Below are 15477 nucleotides of genomic sequence, written 5' to 3' on the forward strand. Positions count from 1 at the left end.
ATGCTGTGGCCGCACGGCCTGCTGGTCGTCGACCTGGCCGGGGTGGCGGTCTTCGTCGCGGTGCTGGTGTGGAGTGCACGCCAGGGGTCCACGCCGATTCGGCCCGCGGCTACTCACGGTTGAGAGCGGTGACAGGGAGCGGTCATGGGCTGGCTTGATGGGCTGATGCTGGTGGCGTTCGGCGGTGTCGCCGGCTTCATCAACGTGCTGGCGGCGGGGGGCTCGATGCTGACCCTGCCGCTGCTGATGCTGCTGGGTTTGCCGCCGCAGGTCGCCAACGGTACCAACCGGGTGAGCATCGTGCTGCAGAGCGTCAGCGCGGTGGGCAGTTTCCGGCGTGCCGGCGCGGGCGACCTGGGCGTCAGTCTGCGTTTGTCGCTGCCGGCGGTGGCCGGTGCGCTGCTGGGCGCCTGGTTGGCCCTGCTGGTCTCCGATGCGATCTTCCAGGGCGTGCTGATCGCGGCGATGGTGCTGGCCTCGCTGATGATGCTGCTGCCCCAGCCACGGCTCGACACGCAGACGCTGACCCCTTCGCGAATCACCCCGGCGGTCTATCTGGCGATGTTCGTCATCGGCTTGTACGGGGGCTTCATCCAGGTCGGTGTCGGGGTGCTGTTCATCGCCGTGCTGTATCGGCTGCTCAAGATCGATCTGGCCCAGGTCAACGTCTTCAAGGTCTTCATCATCCTCGTCTATACCCTGCCGGCGCTGGCGGTGTTCGTGCTCAACGGCCAGGTGCGCTGGGGCTATGGGCTACTGCTGGCGCTGGGCAGCATGAGCGGAGCCTGGCTGGCGGTACGGGTCAACATGGGCCCGCGCGGCGCGCTGTGGGTCAAGTGGCTGACGCTGGCGGTGATCGTGGCGATCATCCTGCGGCTGGCATTCTTCTGAATTCCCGACGGCGCCATTCGCTGCACGAATCGCCGCTTGCCGTGGCGCCGCCCATGGGTGATAACTGCACAATCCACTCGACATTTCAGGGGAAGGCGATGAAAGGCTCATTGATATTGGCGGCACTGATGTTGCTGGTAGCGCTGGCCGGCTGTAACACCATGCAAGGGTTGGGCAAGGACGTCGAAAAGGTCGGCTCGGAAATCGAGGAAGCCGCCGGCTGACACCCGGGGCGATGGGATGTGCGTAAACGCCCATCGCCTGTTAGGCTTTGGGTGTGACGTTTTGTCACCAAGGCCGCGCAAGCGGCGACTTCATTCGTTAAGGAGGACCAAATGAAGAAACTGACGGCAATGATGTTCCTGATGCTGATGGCCGCCGGCACCCTCACGGGTTGCAATACGCTGCATGGTGCAGGCGAAGATATCGAGGAAGGCGGCGAAGAGATTCAGGAAGCCAGCTGATTGACGCCCGCGCCGCCCGCTCCGGTCGGGCGGCGCTGTTACCTTCCTGCCGTTGCTTGTCTCTCTTGGTTTACCTGCTTGTCATTAATCCCTGCCGCACGGTTCGTTTCCACGCCTGTTTCGACGACTTTGACGCGTCTCAACTACCGAAGCGAAAGCGCCGCTCCAGGCGCTCGAAAAGCAGATCGCTGACGATCGCCAGCAACCCTACCAGCACCGCGCCTTGAATCACGTAGGCGATATTGCCACCGACCAGCCCGGCGATGATCGGCGTGCCGAGACTCTGCGCACCCACCGTCGAGCCGATGGTCGCGGTGCCGATATTGATGATCACCGAGACCCGGACACCGGCGATGATCACGCGCATGGCCAGCGGCAATTCGACCCGCCATAGAATCTGCCGGGCGCTCATGCCGGTGCCGCGCGCGGCTTCCAGCGTGGCGGGCGGTACCGAGCCGAGCCCGGCGATGGTGTTCTGGACCACCGGCAGTAGCCCATAGAGCGACAGCGCAACGATGGTCGGCACGAAACCGAAGCCGGCCAGCGGCACCACGATCGCCAGCACCGCCGCGGGCGGAAAGGTCTGGCCGATCGCCGCCAGCGACGACACCATCGGCTCGAATTCGCGCCCTACCGCGCGGGTCACGAACAGCCCAGCCGTGCCGCCGATGGCGATCGAGATCAGCGATGAAACCAGCACCAGGCCAAGATGATCGAGCATCAACTGGAGAAAGCTCTCGCGCTGGTAGACGGCCACGTCGAGGTGCGGAAAGGCGGCCGCGAACAGCGGTTCGAGCTCCTCCATGAGAAGCGTCAGGACGACAAGCAGCGTGGCGAGGATCGGCAGCAGCCAATCGCGCGGCGTGGCGGGCATGACGAGGCTTGCGCGGCTCATGGCTGGCGCCCCATCACGCCCTCCATGGTCACTTCGCCGATCAGCTTGCCGGCCTCGTCGATCACCGGCAGTACCATGACCCGGAACCACACCATGCGCGACAGCGCTTCCTTCATGGTCATCTCGGGGGTGGCGATCCATTCGCCGTTGACTGCGGTCTGCGTCTCGCCGTCTTCGCTGAGCCGGCCACCGTGCAGCGCCAGCGGACGTCCGTCGGCATCGACCTCCCAACTGTGGCCGGCGTCGCTATGGTGAGTATCGCGTGCGAGGCGTGGCGGCCGGCAATATTGGTCGACCCAGCGCCGCGAGAGCAGCTTGAGGCCCAGGTCGGCCTTGCCGATGAAATCGCTGACGAAGCCATCGGCGGGGTCGACCAGCAGCTCGATCGGCCGGTCGTACTGCACCAGCCGGCCCTGATTGAGGATCGCCACCTTGGAGGCCAGCTTGAGTGCCTCGTCCATGTCGTGGGTGACGAAGACGATGGTCTTGCGGGTCTGTTCGTGGACCCGCAGCATCTCGTTCTGCAGCACCTCGCGGGTCAACGGGTCGACGGCGCCGAACGGCTCGTCCATCAGCAGCACCTCGGGGTCGGCGGCCAGCGCGCGGGCCACGCCGACGCGCTGGGCCTGACCGCCCGACAGCTGGTGCGGATACTTGTCGCGATATTCGCCGGCCGCGAGGTGGAACAGGTTCATCAACTCGTCGATGCGTGCGTCGATGCGCGCCCTGGGCCACTTGAGCAGGTTGGGCACCACGGCGATGTTCTCGGCCACCGTCCAGTGCGGGAACAGCCCGATCGATTGGATGGCGTAGCCCATGCGCCGGCGCAGCTGTTCCGGCTTGAGTCGGCTAACGTCCTCGTCGCCGAGCAGGATCCGCCCGCGACTCATCGGGATCAGTTGGTTGATCATGCGCAGGGTGGTCGACTTGCCGCAGCCCGACGGGCCGATCAGCACGCCGAATTCGCCGCTCTCGACGCGCAGCGAAATGTCGTCGACGACGTTCTTGCCGGCGTAGGTCTTGGTCAGGCCTTGCAGTTCTATCATCGTCTCGGCTCGTTGATGGCTCGAAGGTACTAGCGGGCACCCTCGGGGCGGCTGATGGCGACCAGGATCTGCAGTAGAAAATCGGCGATAACCGCCAGGGCGATGGTCGGCACCGCGCCGAGCAGCACCAGGTCGATGGCGTACTGGCCGAGCCCCTGGAAGACGAACGCCCCCAGCCCGCCGGCGCCGATCAACGCCGCCACGACCGTCAGGCCGATCGCCTGGACGGTAACGATGCGCAGCCCCGAGAGAATTACCGGTAGCGCCAGCGGTATTTCCACCCGCCACAGCACCTGGCGCCGGGTCATGCCCATGCCGCGCGCCGCCTCGAGGGTCGCCGGTGCGACCCCGGCGAAACCGGCGTAGGTGTTGCGCACCACCGGCAGCAGCGAATACATGATCAGCGCGATGATCGCCGGCGCGGCGCCGATGCCCTTGATGCCCAGAGCACGCAGCAACGGGAAGCTGTCGCCGAGCGCCGAGAGCGGCGCTACCAGCAGCGCGAACAGCGCGATCGAGGGAATCGTCTGGAAGAAATTCAGGGTGCCGAACAGCGAGCCGCGCAGCGCCGGTCGACGATGCGCCAGCAGCCCCAGCGGCAGGCCGATGGCCAGGGCCGGCGCCAGCGCCAGCCCGACCAGGCGCAGGTGGGTGAGCAACTGGTCGGCGAAGGCGTCCTGAATGTTGAAGTATTCCTTGAGGATCGATAGCGCATTGAACTGGCCGCCGGCAAATAGCCCGGCTATTGCGGCGGCCAGGGCCAGGCCGTAGGCGCCGCCGACCCACAGCGGCGCGCGCAGACGCTGGAAGGCATCGACGATCATCAGCAGCGTACAGAACACCAGTATCCAGAATGCCGCGCCCTGCGAGACCCGCGCGGCCGGCGAGGCGTCGGCAAGGGCGCGACTGGCGTAGTCGCCGAGCGTGTAGAGGGTCAGCAGCAGTGCCAACGGCGCGACGATCAGCGTCAGTTGCAGGCCCCGCGCGGCGGACAGCGGCCTTTCCAGCGCGGCGAGCGCCAGCAGCAGGGCCAGCAGCACGAAAACCACGGATTGCCAGGTCGTCAGCGCGACGACCAGGTTGACCGCTTCGCCGGAGACCAGCCGGTTGGGCGCCATGGCGGCGAACGGCAGCAATGCGCTTCCCAGCAGCGCGGCGACCCACAGCGTTAGCAGTACGCGATTGGCGACCAGGCGTCTGGCCTGGTCGCTGGTCGAGATCGGCTTGGCGGTCACGGTCCGTTCAGTCCAGAAAGCCGTTAGCCTCGAGATAGTCGTGGGCCACCTGCTTGGCCGGCAGGCCATCGACCTGGATCTTGCTGTTCAGCTCCTGGAGGGTCTCGCGATCGAGCGAGGCGAATACCGGCTCGAACAGCCCGGGGAGCTTCGGGTTGGCCTCGAGGACCTCCTCGCGCATCGCCACCGCCGGTTCGTAGACCATCTGCACGCCTTTCGTATCGTCCATGACCTTGAGCCCGGCGGGCTTGATCGCGCCGTCGGTGCCGTAGACCATCGCCGCGTTGGTGCCACTGGTGCCCTCGGCGGCGGCGCGGATGGTCGCTGCGGTGTTGCCGCCGGAGAGCACCAGCAGTTGGTCCTGCGAGAGCTTGAAGCCGTAGGCTTTCTGAAAGCTCGGCAGGGCCGCCTGGCTCTCGACGAACTCGGCGGAAGCGGCCAGCTTGACGTCACCGCCGTCGTTCACCCACTTGCCGAAGTCGGCCATGCTGGAAAGGTCGTGCTTCTCGGCGAGCGACTGTTTCACCGCGATCGCCCAGGTATTGTTGGCCGGCGCCGGCTCGAGCCAGACGATGCCGTTCTGCTCGCGATCCCAGTCGCGGACTTTCTGATAGCCCGCCTCGGCATCCTGCCACGCCTCGTCGTCGGTGGTGTTGCTGAAGTAGGCGCCGTTGCCGGTGTATTCGGGGTAGAGGTCGATCTCGCCCTCGAGCAGGGCGGTACGCACGATATTGGTCGGGCCGAGCTGCAGTTTGTTCTCGACCGGGTAGCCGGCGTTTTCGAGCAGGGCGATCAGCATATTGCCGAGCAGCGCCCCCTCGGTATCGATCTTCGAGGCGACACGCAACGGATCGGCGGCCATGGCCTGCCCCAACGTCAAGGCGACGCCAGCCACGAGGCCGAGTGATTTACCCATCCAGGCCATGTTTCCTTCCTCTTGTAGACGCAATGTGATGTGCGAGACCGACGCGCCCGAGATCCCTGGGCGGCCGTACTGCGTGATGCACCGTCGGCATTGTCAAAGCCTAGCTACAATGCGCGTGACGCTCCACGTTTCAGCACCTTATCGAAACGACGAGTGCCGAGTCCAGCGGGCATCGTCGGCGCTGACGCCGATACGCAGACCAGACAAGGAGATTTCATGACTCGATGGTTTTGGGGCGGACTGCCACTGATCGCTTTGCTCACGGCCTGTAGCGGCGCGCCGCGCCCGGCGACGGCACCCGAGCCGCCACCGTTGCAAGCGTCGGCGCCGGCCACCTGCGGGGCGGATGCCCTGCGCGGGCACATCGGCGAGCGGCTTGACGAGTCGCTGCGGGAGGCCCTGCAAGGCACCAGCGGCGCCCAGCGGGTGCGGATCATTCGGCCCGGTCAGGGCTATACCATGGATTACCGGCCCGAGCGGTTGAACGTGCACCTCGATGCGCAGCAGCGGATCGACCGATTGTCGTGTGGCTGAGGCCGGAAGGCGTGACTAGAGCTGGCCGTTGGTCATCTCGATGGCCTGCTGCTGAAGGCGGCTCAGTCGCTTGGGCGTCAGGCCGAGTGCGTTCAGCCCGGACCAGTCAAGGCCGTCCAGCTCGCCCCGTTCGAGCTTGAGCACGCTGGCGAGGATCAGCCCCAGCGCACCGTGGTGGCTATGGATCGCCGTCTTCAGGCTGTCGTGCAGCGGCAACTCGGCGAGGATCGCTTCCAGCGGGTGATCGAACAACGCATCCAGACACGAGAACAGCCCCACCGTGAAGCCCGAGCCGGGGTCGTCGAGCAGCGCATCGGCGAGCTCCTGGCACAGATAGCCGCGTGCCAGGGCCAGCTTCTGCAGGGCGTGCGGCTTGTCGTCGAGCTTGGTCAGCGCCAGCAGGCTGGCCAGGCTGCGGATGCGCCGCTGGCCGAGCAGGTTGACGGCCATGTGCACCGACTTGATGTCGTGATTGCGACTGTAATAGGCGCTGTTGGCCATCTTCATCAGCCGTACGCTGATGAACGCATCGCGCTGGATGGTCGCGGTGAGAGTGGCCAGCGTGTTGTCGGGGCGGTTGAGCTCGGCGAGCAACTGCAGGACCGACAGCCGGCTGCTGGGCAGGCGCTTGCCGTGTACCGGCATCGGCCGCGCCAGAAAGTAGCCCTGAAACAGATCGCAACCGAGCGTCAGGCAGCGGGTGAAGTCTTCGCCCGTTTCGACCTTCTCAGCAACCAGCTTGAGCGACGGATAGGCGCGCCTGAGCGCGGCCACCGCCGTGGCGAAATGCTCGGCGGAATAGGCCAGGCAGTCGAGCTTGACGATGTCGGCCAGCGGCAGCAGCGGGTGGCTGGCGTCGGTCAGCGCGTAGTCGTCGAGGGCGATGCGATAGCCCTGGGTCTTGCAATAGCGGATCGCCTTCTCGACGGCGGGCGTCGGCGCGACGGTCTCCAGCACCTCGATGATCATCTCGTCCGGCGAGAACGGCAGCGCCGCCTGCAGCGTGTTGGTGTGAAAATTGATGAATGCCGGCGTGCCTTCGCAGACCTCGTGAATATTGGTTTCGGTGAAAGCGCTGAGCATCACCTGACGGGTCGCGTAGTCGTCGTTGAATGGCTTGCCGGCGGTCTCGGCGCAGCTACGGAACAGCAGCTCGAAACCCGCCAGGGCACGCTGGCGATCGTAGATCGGCTGACGCGCGAAAAGCACTGTTGTGGGAACCGATGAACTTGACGTAGCCATGCCGGGACCGTTAGCAGCGGGTGTGATAACCCAGGTTATCGGCATGACGGGGAGATTCTTGATAGCGGCCGATCGCGAGCGGCAATCCTGGAGGGGATCAATCCGGTCGTGAGGAATAGTAGGCCGGTGAAAGCGCACGGCGCTTGTCAGCCCAGGATGAACCCCACGCAGGCGGCCGTCATGCCGCCCATCACCACATTGAAGATCCGCCAGGCGCGCGCGCTCTTGAGGTAGTGGCCGACGGCCATGCCGAAGCCGGCCCACAGCGAGATGCACGGCAGGGCGACGAGTTCGGCGAAGCCGGCCAGCAGCAGGGCGTCGATCCAGGTGCTGCCCTGTTCGGGCAAGAAGCCGGCCATCAGCGCCAGCCCCATCACCCATGCCTTGGGGTTGGCGAACTGGAAGGCGGCGGCCTGCCAGAAGGTCAATGGCCGGCCTTCGCCGCGCAGGTGCAGGTCGGGTGGCGGCGCGCTGGCGATCTTCCAGGCCAGGTACAGCAGATAGGCGCTGCCGACGACCTTGAGCAGCGTCTGGAACAGCGGAAAGCGCTCGAACAGCAGGCCCAGGCCCAACGCTATTGCCGAGAACAGCACCAAGCAGCCGGCCAGGATGCCGAGGATGTGCGGCAGGGTGCGCCAGTAGCCGTAGTTGGCTCCCGATGCGGTAAGCATCAGGTTATTGGGGCCGGGGGTCAGCGTCATCGATATCATGTAGAGTGCGGCCGGACCGAGCGTGGCGAGCGTATCCATTTTGTGCCCATACAAAGTTCGAGTTTGGTTTGAATTGTCTCTATTGGCCAGCATAATGGCGCTATTGACGGCGTCAACGGATTTATTGTCACCATGACAATCTGGAAGCCCCAACTGCCTGCCGGTGCGACCCGCTACCGGGCGCTGGCCGACGCGATCGCCTCGGCGATCGCCTCCGGCGAGCTCGAACCCGGCCAGCGGCTGCCGCCACAGCGACGCCTGGCCGACGCGCTGGGCGTTACCGTGGGAACGATCACCCGCGGCTATGACGAGGCCGAGCGGCGTGGCCTGCTCGAGGCCCGCGTGGGCAGCGGCACTTACGTGAAAGATCGCCGCGCGAGCGTCTCGGGCTTTCGTCACGTGCCGGCGGGGCCGAGCGCGACCGCTGGCGAGCTGGTCGATCTCAGCCTGAGCCTGCCGCCGCCGCATCCGCAGCGCCCGGCGGGCCTGGGCGAAGTGCTGGCCGCGCTCGCCGACGACCCCACGGCGCTGCAGGCGGCGGTGGATTATCAGTCCGAGCACGGTACGCCCGCGCATCGCCGGACGCTGGCCGATTGGCTGACGCAGTTGGGGTTGCCCATGGCGGCCGACGAACTGACCATCACCCTGGGAGGCCAGCACGGTATCTTTCTCGCGCTGCAGGCGCTGACCCAACCCGGCGAGCGTATCGCCGCGGCGGCACTCACCTACCCGGGGCTGATCGCCGCCGCCCAGCAGTGCCATCTCAAATTGCAGCGTATACCTCTGGACGACCAGGGGCTGGATGTCGAGGCGCTGGCACGGCTCTGCCAGCAGCAACCGCCGCGGCTGGTCTACCTTACTCCCGAGCAGAACAACCCGACCGGCGCGCAGCTCAGCGAGGCGCGCCGCGAGCGGCTGGTCGAGCTGGCGCGGCGCTACGATTTCTGGCTGATCGAGGACGGCGTGCAGTATCTGCCGCCCGAGGCGCGGGGCCGGCCACTCTACCTGCGCGCACCCGAGCGGACGCTGTATCTGTTCAGCACCTCGAAGGTGATCGCCGGCGGGCTGCGCATCGGCATCCTGCGCGCTCCGCCGGCCCTGAATGAACGCCTGGCCAATGCCCAGCGCGCACAGAGCTGGATGGTCCCGCCATTGATGGTCGAGGTGGTCTGCCGCTGGATCGACAGCGGTGCCGCCGGGCGGCTGCTCGGCTGGCAGCTCGAAGAGATCGCCGCGCGCCAGCGTCTGGCCCGGCAGCGGCTGGCGGCCTTCGCGCCGAGTGGCCAGCCCTACGGCTTTCATCTGTGGCTGGAGCTGCCCAACGGCTGGCGCGCCGCGGCACTGATCGAGCAGCTCGAACGCCAGGGGGTGCGGGTGACCAGCGCCGAGCCGTTCTGCGTCGGCAGCGAGCCGGCGCCACAGGCGATTCGGCTGTGCGTCAGCGCGGCGGCCAACCGCGAGACGCTGGAGCGTGCGCTCGAAATCATCGCCGGCACGCTGGCCGCGCCGCCGGCCAGCCCATGGCGGACGTTGTGAACGTCGACGCTTGCATCGCCGACTTGTCGCCTCCACCTAGTGAGACACCCCCCTTTTGCAAGGAGCTGTCCATGAGCCGCGCCCAGGTACTTGCCCACGGCACGTTGCACTGTTTCCCCGTCGGCCTGCGCGATGCCGACGACAAGCCGGTCAACGCCGAGGTCTCGGCCGTGGTCTACGACGGTCAACGACTGATTCTCGCCAGCGACAAGCCGATCCCCGGCGAGTCGCGCTCGGCGGTGTTCGCGGTCGACATCGACGAGCACGGCATTCCCGACGACGACAGCCTCGACTACTTCACCGAGCCGGCGATCAAGCGCGCCACCAAGTACGAGGACTTCGCGCTGACCGCCGACGGTCGTCACGTGCTGGCGACCACCGGTTTCGACCGCATCGCCGAGGACGACCATTCGCTGAACGCCTACAACCACCTGCTGGTCTGGCCGCTGGGCCAGCCCGAGCGGGTGCAGGTGGTCGACCCCGATCCGCGCGACGGCGTCGAGGGGTCGCTGGAGTTGCGCAACAAGCTGGACGGTGCGATCGGCACGCCCTACTACAAGATCGAGGGGCTGGCGGCGATTCCCGGCGAGCAGGGCGACGGGCTGCTGATGTTCGGCGTTCGCGAGCAAGGCAATACCCACGCTGACTTCGACTATGTATGTCGGGTGGTGGGTGCGCATTATCGCATCGACGCTCAGGGCAACCTGGAGTTCCTCGACGAACTGCGCAGCCTCTATCGGTTCAACCCGGGCGACTTTCCCCAAGTGCGCCATGTCTGTGGCCTGTCGAGCCTCGAGTACGACCCCTACAACGCCCGGCTCTACCTGTTGACCAGCTTCGAGACCGAGATCGACGGTGTCGAGCACATCGGCGGCTACCTATGGTCGATGAGCATGGACGACTTCAATGCCGGTCGCGCCCCGCAACTGGTCGAGGACGAGCAGGGCGAACCGCTCGAATTCGAACACAAGGCCGAGGGCCTGGCGGTGCTCGACGAGACGCGCCTGTTCGTCGCCTACGACAATGATCGCAACCTGGCACTGGGTTCGATCGACGCGCGCGACGAGCGCCACGCCAACGAGGCGCCCTACACGATCCTGCGAATCGTCTGACGCTCAGTCGTAGCGTTGCAGCCAGCGCTTGGTGGCGATCTGTTCCTTGAGCAGCTCCAGGGTCTCGATCAATACCTGCTCGGTGATGCGCTCGCTGCGTGTGTCGGCGACCATCAGGATGTCCATGCCGCTGTCGGTGGCGCGGCGCAGCAACTGCGAGAATTCAGGCGAGCGCAGACCGCCGACCGCTTCGTGAATCAACCGGCCGGCCAAGTCGCTGAGTGTCTGGTCCATGGCCTCGCTCAACTGACGGCCCATCGGCAGCCGCTGCAGGCGCTGGATTTCGGGGCTTTCCTGCAGGGTACGGCCGACCAGCGCGCTGATGTAACGCGCGATCAGCGCACGGTTGTCGGTATAGATATCGTTCAGGCCGGCTTCCAGGCGTTGGGCGATCTCGTCGACCAACTGCTCCTTGCGTGGCGCCAGCACTTCGTCCGAGAGCCGCTGCGAGAGTGCGTTGCTGTGCCGGATCTCCTCCTGGATGCTGCCGATCAGGCGCACCGCGACGCGATCCGAGAGTTCTTCCAGCAAGATGTCGTAATACTTGTGGACCACGCCGAACAGGTACCAGTTGCGTATCTCGATCAGGCCCAGGCGCTGGAGACGGAACAGCAGCGAGACGACGCGCAGTAAGCGCAGCCAGCGAAAGCCGGTCAGCGGGATACAGCCGAGCACGTCGTACCAGTGCACGAAGGGGTAGAAGAACCAGCGGTGATAGCGCCGCTCGGCAATCGCCACGATCCAGCCGAGCAGCACGTCGAGGACGAAGACGCTGACGAACGCCAGGTCGATGGCGAAGAAATGCTCGTGGACGTTCTGCTGATAGGCCTTCTGCAGCTGCGGAGAGAGCGAGGCGAACGCGTCATGCAGCGGGGGCACCAGATAGAGGCTGTCGAACAGCAGCAGGGCCAGGTTGGCGATCACCAGGATGATCACCAGCACATCCCAGGCCAGCTTGAATCGCTCGCGGGGCGAGGATGGCTGGCGGTGCGGCCGCGTCGGTGTCATGCGGGCTCCTTGCGTATGGACGACCGGCTCAGGAGGCCGGACCGGTGTACTGGCTGTCGTGCTCCCGCGATGCCTGTTCGGCCTGCTTGCGCAATTGCTTGCGCAGCGCGGCCTTCTCGAAGCGGTGCTGCTGCAGCGGCGTTGCCAAGCGCAGTGGCGGCACCTCGACCGGGCGTCCCTGCTCGTCCACCGCGACCATCGTCAGGTAACAGCTATTGGTATGACGAATGACCTTCTGCTGGATCGATTCGGCGATTACCTTGATACCGATCTCCATCGACGAGCGGCCGACATGGTTGACCGAGGCCAGGAAGGTCACCAGCTCGCCGACGTGGATCGGCTGCTTGAACAGCACCTGATCGACCGACAGGGTCACCACGTAGCTGCCGGAATAGCGGCTGGCGCAGGCGTAGGCGACCTCGTCGAGCTTCTTGAGAATCGCCCCGCCGTGGACCTTGCCGCTGAAATTGGCCATGTCGGGGGTCATCAGCACGGTCATGGTGAGGGTGTGCTGGCGGGGCATGTCGTCGGGCGTCATGGTCTGGCTCGTCACGTGGCACTGTCTCTCGGTAGGCTCTCGGTAGGGCATGTACGGGTGGCTCTGCCCCGGTTGTATCATGTTTGGGGGTGCGCAAGGGAGCCTGCGGCTTGGGGCATCTCATGCAATTTGTGCTGTACTGGGAAGGTAAATCAATAGGCGAGGAGGCTTAACATGGATGCAGCCTTTCATGTCGGTGTCACGGTTCAGGCCCTGGATGGCACGCCGTTGGGCGACGTCGATGCGCTGGGCGGCAAGTACGCGCGCATCGTCGATACCGAGGGCAACTTTCGCTGGCTACCTTACACCCGGCTTTCGGCTACCGGCAGCGACCACTTGACGCTACTCGACGACCCCGACGACCGGCTGGGCGCGGTGCTCACCTCGCCGCCGCCGGGCGAGGAGGGGGCCCGCGTCGATGAAGCCAGCAGCGAATCATTCCCGGCCAGCGATCCGCCGGCCTTTACCCCCGAAAAGGAGTGAGCCGGTCGCTCCGGCCGGCTCGCTTGCGGTCAGGGTAGATAAGTCAGACCCAGGCTGATGATGATGCCGGTGACCACCAACTGGATCAGGCAGAAGCCCATGATGTCCTTGGCCTTGAGCCCGGCGATGGCGAGCACCGGCAACGCCCAGAACGGCTGGAGCAGATTGGTCCAGGCATCGCCCCAGGCCACCGCCATGGCGATGCGCGGCACTTCGGCGCCCAATGCCTGGGCCGCGGGCAGCATCACCGGGGCCTGGACCGCCCACTGGCCGCCACCGGAAGGCACGAACAGGTTGACCACCCCGGCGCTGATGAACGTCCAGAACGGCAGCGTGTCGGCGTTGGCGATCGACACGAAGCCCTGCGACAGCGTTTCGGCCAGTCCCGATTGCACCATGATCGCCATGATCCCGGCATAGAAGGGGAACTGGATGACGATACCCGCACCGCCCTTGATCGCCTCGTTGAGGCTGTCGAGCAGGCGGCGCGGCGTTCTGTGCAGGACGATCGCCAGGAACAGGAACAGGAAGTTGACGACGTTCAGGTTGAGGCCGCCCCCGCGCAGCAGGAAGTGGTCGAGCAGGAACAGCAGCCCGGGAATGCCCACCATCCAGGCCAGGCTGACGCTGTTCTCGAGATGCTCGGCAGGACGTGTGGCCAGGCCATTGCGCGATTTTTCATCGACCAGCATGTCGGTTTCGACGTAGACGCTGTCCTTGTCGTCGGGCAGCATCCAGCGGTTGACCAGCGGCACCACGATGAACAGCGCGAGGACGATCGCCAGGTTGAACAGCGAGAAGATCGTCTGCGAGGTCGCGATCACGCCGATGCGGTCGGCGGTGAAGTGGCCCTCGGTGGCGATCACCAGCGGGATCGAGCCGGCCAGCCCGCCGTGCCAGACGACGAACCCCGAGTAGGCGCTGGCGACCAGCAGGCGATAGTCGACGCGGATCTGGCGGGCCAGTTCCTTGGCGAACAGCGCCCCCACCACCAGCCCGAATCCCCAGTTGATCCAGCTCGCGGCGAGCGAGACCAGGGTGACCAGCAGGATCGCCCGGGCCGGAGTGCCGGCCTTGCCGGCGAGCCGCGCCAACTGGCGCTTGACCGGCGGGGAGCTGGCCAGCATGAAGCCGGTCACCAGCACCAGCAGCATCTGCATCGAGAAGGTCAGCAGGTCCCAGAAGCCGTCGCCCCAGAAACGCAGCACCGCCAGTGGCGTCTGACGCTCCACGCCGATCGCCGCGGCGGCGGCGACCAGGGTCAGCAGCAACACGAAGATGAAGGGGTCGGGCAGATAGCGTTCAACCAGCTTCACGGCCGGTCGTGACAGGTATTTGAGCATTGGGATCTCGCTTTGTTGTTGGCGGCGCCTCGCGTAAACCGATAACCCGCGGCGGCGTCTCCGGTCAACGCTACTTGTGGCCAACGGCCTCGGCCTGGGGGCTCCAGCGCGTGCGCCGGTAGCGCAGGTAGTAACCGCCCAGCGTCACCGAGCGCACCAGCGTGAAGAGCAGAAAGGCCAGCCATAGTCCATGGTTGCCGAGCCCCAGCGGGCCGGTCAGCAACCACCAGGCGGGTAGGTAGACGATAAGCCCGGCGAACACGCTGTTGCGCATCTCGCGGGTCGCCGTGGCGCCGATGAAGACGCCGTCGAGCAGGTAGCTCCAGACCGCCAGGGCCGGCATGAGGATCATCCACGGCAGGTAGTCGGCGGCCATCTCGCGGACCGCCGGTAGATCGGTGAGCAGGGCGATGAGCGCCGTGCCGCCGAACGCGAAGCAGAGCATGGCGGCGGCGGTGGTCAACAGCGAGAAGCGTGCCGCGGCGCCGACCGCCGCCGCGAATTCGGCCCAGTCGCGGCGACCGATGGCGCGTCCGGTCAATGCCTCGGCGGCATGCGCGAAGCCGTCGAGGCCGTGCGAGGTGAGCATGATGAACTGCAGCAGCACGGCATTGGCGGCGACCACCACGTCACCCTGGCTGGCGCCCTGGGCGGTGAAGAAGGCCAGCGCGAACAGCAGCCCGAGGGTGCGCAGGAACAGCTGACTATTGACCTGGAACAGCTCGCGGTAGGCGGCCAGCCGCCATAGCCGGTCGCGGTGGAACGCGCCGCCGAGCGCGGCGAGCTGGCGGCGCACCAGCCACAACCCCAGCGCCAGCGCCGTATAGTCGGCGATCACCGTGGCCCAGGCGACACCGTCGCTGGCCATGCCCAGGCCGACCACGAACAGCAGGTCGAGGACGATATTGACGCTATTGGTGAGCACCAGGATCGCCAACGTCACGCGACTGTTCTGCTGGCCCAGAAACCAGCCGAGAATCGCGTAGTTGGCGAGCACCGCCGGCGCCGACAGAAAGCGGATGACGGCATAGTCGTGGGCCACCGCGGTGGCCTCGTCGCTGCCGTCGAGCAGCCACAGGCCGAGGGCGGTCAGCGGTCGCGAGAAGGCGATCAGCAAGCCGCCGATGACCATCGCCATCACCAGGGCCTGGCCGAGCAGATTGCGCACCGCGGAGGCGTCGTCGCGGCCCTGTGCCTGCGAGGTCAGGCCGGTGGTGCCCATGCGCAGGAAGCCGAAGCCCCAATAGAGAAAGCTGAACAGCGTCGCGCCCAGCGTCACCCCGGCGAGGTAACGTGTTTCCGGCAGGTGGCCGACCACCGCGGTATCGACCAGGCCGAGCAGCGGTACGGTGATGTTGGACAGGATGATCGGCCAGGCCAGTGTCCAGACCCGCTGGGTCGCGGGATAAGCGGCGGGGTGTGCGGCAGACAAGCGAATTCCTTGGTCGGCGTTGGCGTCGTGAGGCGATGAAACGGATGCGCTACAGGATACGCCGACGACCCGCCCGGCGCGAC

Annotated in this window: 17 protein-coding genes; 7 read left to right on the forward strand and 10 right to left on the reverse strand. The window is 66.1% G+C overall.

Going from position 1 to position 15477, the window contains the following annotated elements; translation table 11 throughout:
• Positions 1-144: 144 nt before the first annotated feature.
• The 3 genes from R6258_RS16165 (at position 145) to R6258_RS16175 (ending at position 1355) form a co-directional block, all read left to right on the forward strand.
• Positions 145-891: a sulfite exporter TauE/SafE family protein gene (locus tag R6258_RS16165; RefSeq protein WP_318452733.1), complete on the forward strand. Its 747-nt coding sequence runs from the start codon at positions 145-147 to the stop codon at positions 889-891.
• Between the two features lie 98 nt (positions 892-989).
• Positions 990-1115 carry an entericidin A/B family lipoprotein gene (locus tag R6258_RS16170; RefSeq protein WP_318452734.1) on the forward strand — a complete coding sequence of 42 codons (126 nt, stop codon included), beginning with the start codon at positions 990-992 and terminating at the stop codon, positions 1113-1115.
• Positions 1116-1226: 111 nt separating this feature from the next.
• Entirely contained in the window at positions 1227-1355 is a 129-nt protein-coding gene (locus R6258_RS16175) for an entericidin A/B family lipoprotein (RefSeq protein ID WP_318452735.1), read from the forward strand.
• A 139-nt stretch (positions 1356-1494) separates the two neighbouring features.
• Here the strand turns inward: R6258_RS16175 and R6258_RS16180 are convergent, their stop codons facing one another.
• The 4 genes from R6258_RS16180 to R6258_RS16195 are packed head-to-tail and all read right to left on the reverse strand — an operon-like array spanning position 1495 to position 5456.
• The gene (locus R6258_RS16180; protein ID WP_318452736.1) at positions 1495-2250 is read right to left on the reverse strand and encodes an ABC transporter permease; all 756 of its coding nucleotides are present in this window, start codon (positions 2248-2250) and stop codon (positions 1495-1497) included.
• Positions 2247-3296, reverse strand: coding sequence for an ABC transporter ATP-binding protein (locus tag R6258_RS16185; protein ID WP_318452737.1), 1050 nt, complete (start codon positions 3294-3296; stop codon positions 2247-2249). The genes R6258_RS16180 and R6258_RS16185 overlap by 4 nt, the downstream gene beginning before the upstream one ends.
• 29 nt (positions 3297-3325) lie before the next feature.
• Positions 3326-4531 (reverse strand): ABC transporter permease, encoded by a 1206-nt coding sequence (locus tag R6258_RS16190; RefSeq protein WP_318452738.1) that lies wholly within the window; start codon positions 4529-4531, stop codon positions 3326-3328.
• A 7-nt stretch (positions 4532-4538) separates the two neighbouring features.
• Positions 4539-5456: an ABC transporter substrate-binding protein gene (locus tag R6258_RS16195; protein WP_318452739.1), complete on the reverse strand. Its 918-nt coding sequence runs from the start codon at positions 5454-5456 to the stop codon at positions 4539-4541.
• Between the two features lie 216 nt (positions 5457-5672).
• On the opposite strand from R6258_RS16195, the gene R6258_RS16200 reads away from it, so the two are divergent.
• Complete coding sequence (locus R6258_RS16200; RefSeq protein ID WP_318452740.1) at positions 5673-5990, forward strand: I78 family peptidase inhibitor; 318 nt, start codon at positions 5673-5675, stop codon at positions 5988-5990.
• Positions 5991-6005: 15 nt separating this feature from the next.
• On the opposite strand, the gene R6258_RS16205 is transcribed toward R6258_RS16200, so the two are convergent.
• Entirely contained in the window at positions 6006-7199 is a 1194-nt protein-coding gene (locus tag R6258_RS16205) for an EAL and HDOD domain-containing protein (RefSeq protein WP_318452741.1), read from the reverse strand.
• Positions 7200-7378: 179 nt separating this feature from the next.
• Complete coding sequence (locus tag R6258_RS16210) at positions 7379-7981, reverse strand: LysE family translocator (protein WP_318452742.1); 603 nt, start codon at positions 7979-7981, stop codon at positions 7379-7381.
• Between the two features lie 93 nt (positions 7982-8074).
• Between R6258_RS16210 and R6258_RS16215 the strand changes: the two genes are divergently transcribed.
• Complete coding sequence (locus tag R6258_RS16215; RefSeq protein WP_318452743.1) at positions 8075-9478, forward strand: PLP-dependent aminotransferase family protein; 1404 nt, start codon at positions 8075-8077, stop codon at positions 9476-9478.
• A gap of 71 nt (positions 9479-9549) precedes the next feature.
• Positions 9550-10590 carry a hypothetical protein gene (locus tag R6258_RS16220; protein ID WP_318452744.1) on the forward strand — a complete coding sequence of 347 codons (1041 nt, stop codon included), beginning with the start codon at positions 9550-9552 and terminating at the stop codon, positions 10588-10590.
• A 3-nt stretch (positions 10591-10593) separates the two neighbouring features.
• On the opposite strand, the gene R6258_RS16225 is transcribed toward R6258_RS16220, so the two are convergent.
• Together R6258_RS16225 and R6258_RS16230 are read right to left on the reverse strand one after the other, a co-directional pair.
• On the reverse strand, positions 10594-11598 hold the full coding sequence (locus R6258_RS16225; RefSeq protein ID WP_318452745.1) for an ion transporter: 1005 nt from the start codon (positions 11596-11598) through the stop codon (positions 10594-10596).
• A gap of 28 nt (positions 11599-11626) precedes the next feature.
• Complete coding sequence (locus R6258_RS16230) at positions 11627-12136, reverse strand: acyl-CoA thioesterase (protein WP_318452746.1); 510 nt, start codon at positions 12134-12136, stop codon at positions 11627-11629.
• Between the two features lie 174 nt (positions 12137-12310).
• On the opposite strand from R6258_RS16230, the gene R6258_RS16235 reads away from it, so the two are divergent.
• Positions 12311-12619, forward strand: coding sequence for a hypothetical protein (locus R6258_RS16235; protein WP_318452747.1), 309 nt, complete (start codon positions 12311-12313; stop codon positions 12617-12619).
• Between the two features lie 29 nt (positions 12620-12648).
• On the opposite strand, the gene R6258_RS16240 is transcribed toward R6258_RS16235, so the two are convergent.
• Both R6258_RS16240 and R6258_RS16245 read right to left on the reverse strand, forming a co-directional pair.
• Complete coding sequence (locus R6258_RS16240) at positions 12649-13962, reverse strand: short-chain fatty acid transporter (RefSeq protein WP_318452748.1); 1314 nt, start codon at positions 13960-13962, stop codon at positions 12649-12651.
• A 70-nt stretch (positions 13963-14032) separates the two neighbouring features.
• A complete protein-coding gene (locus R6258_RS16245; RefSeq protein WP_318452749.1) occupies positions 14033-15394 on the reverse strand; it encodes an MATE family efflux transporter in 1362 nt (453 codons plus the stop codon).
• Positions 15395-15477 lie beyond the last annotated feature (83 nt).

The organism is Halomonas sp. HP20-15 (genome assembly GCF_033446685.1).
Lineage (GTDB): Bacteria > Pseudomonadota > Gammaproteobacteria > Pseudomonadales > Halomonadaceae > Modicisalibacter.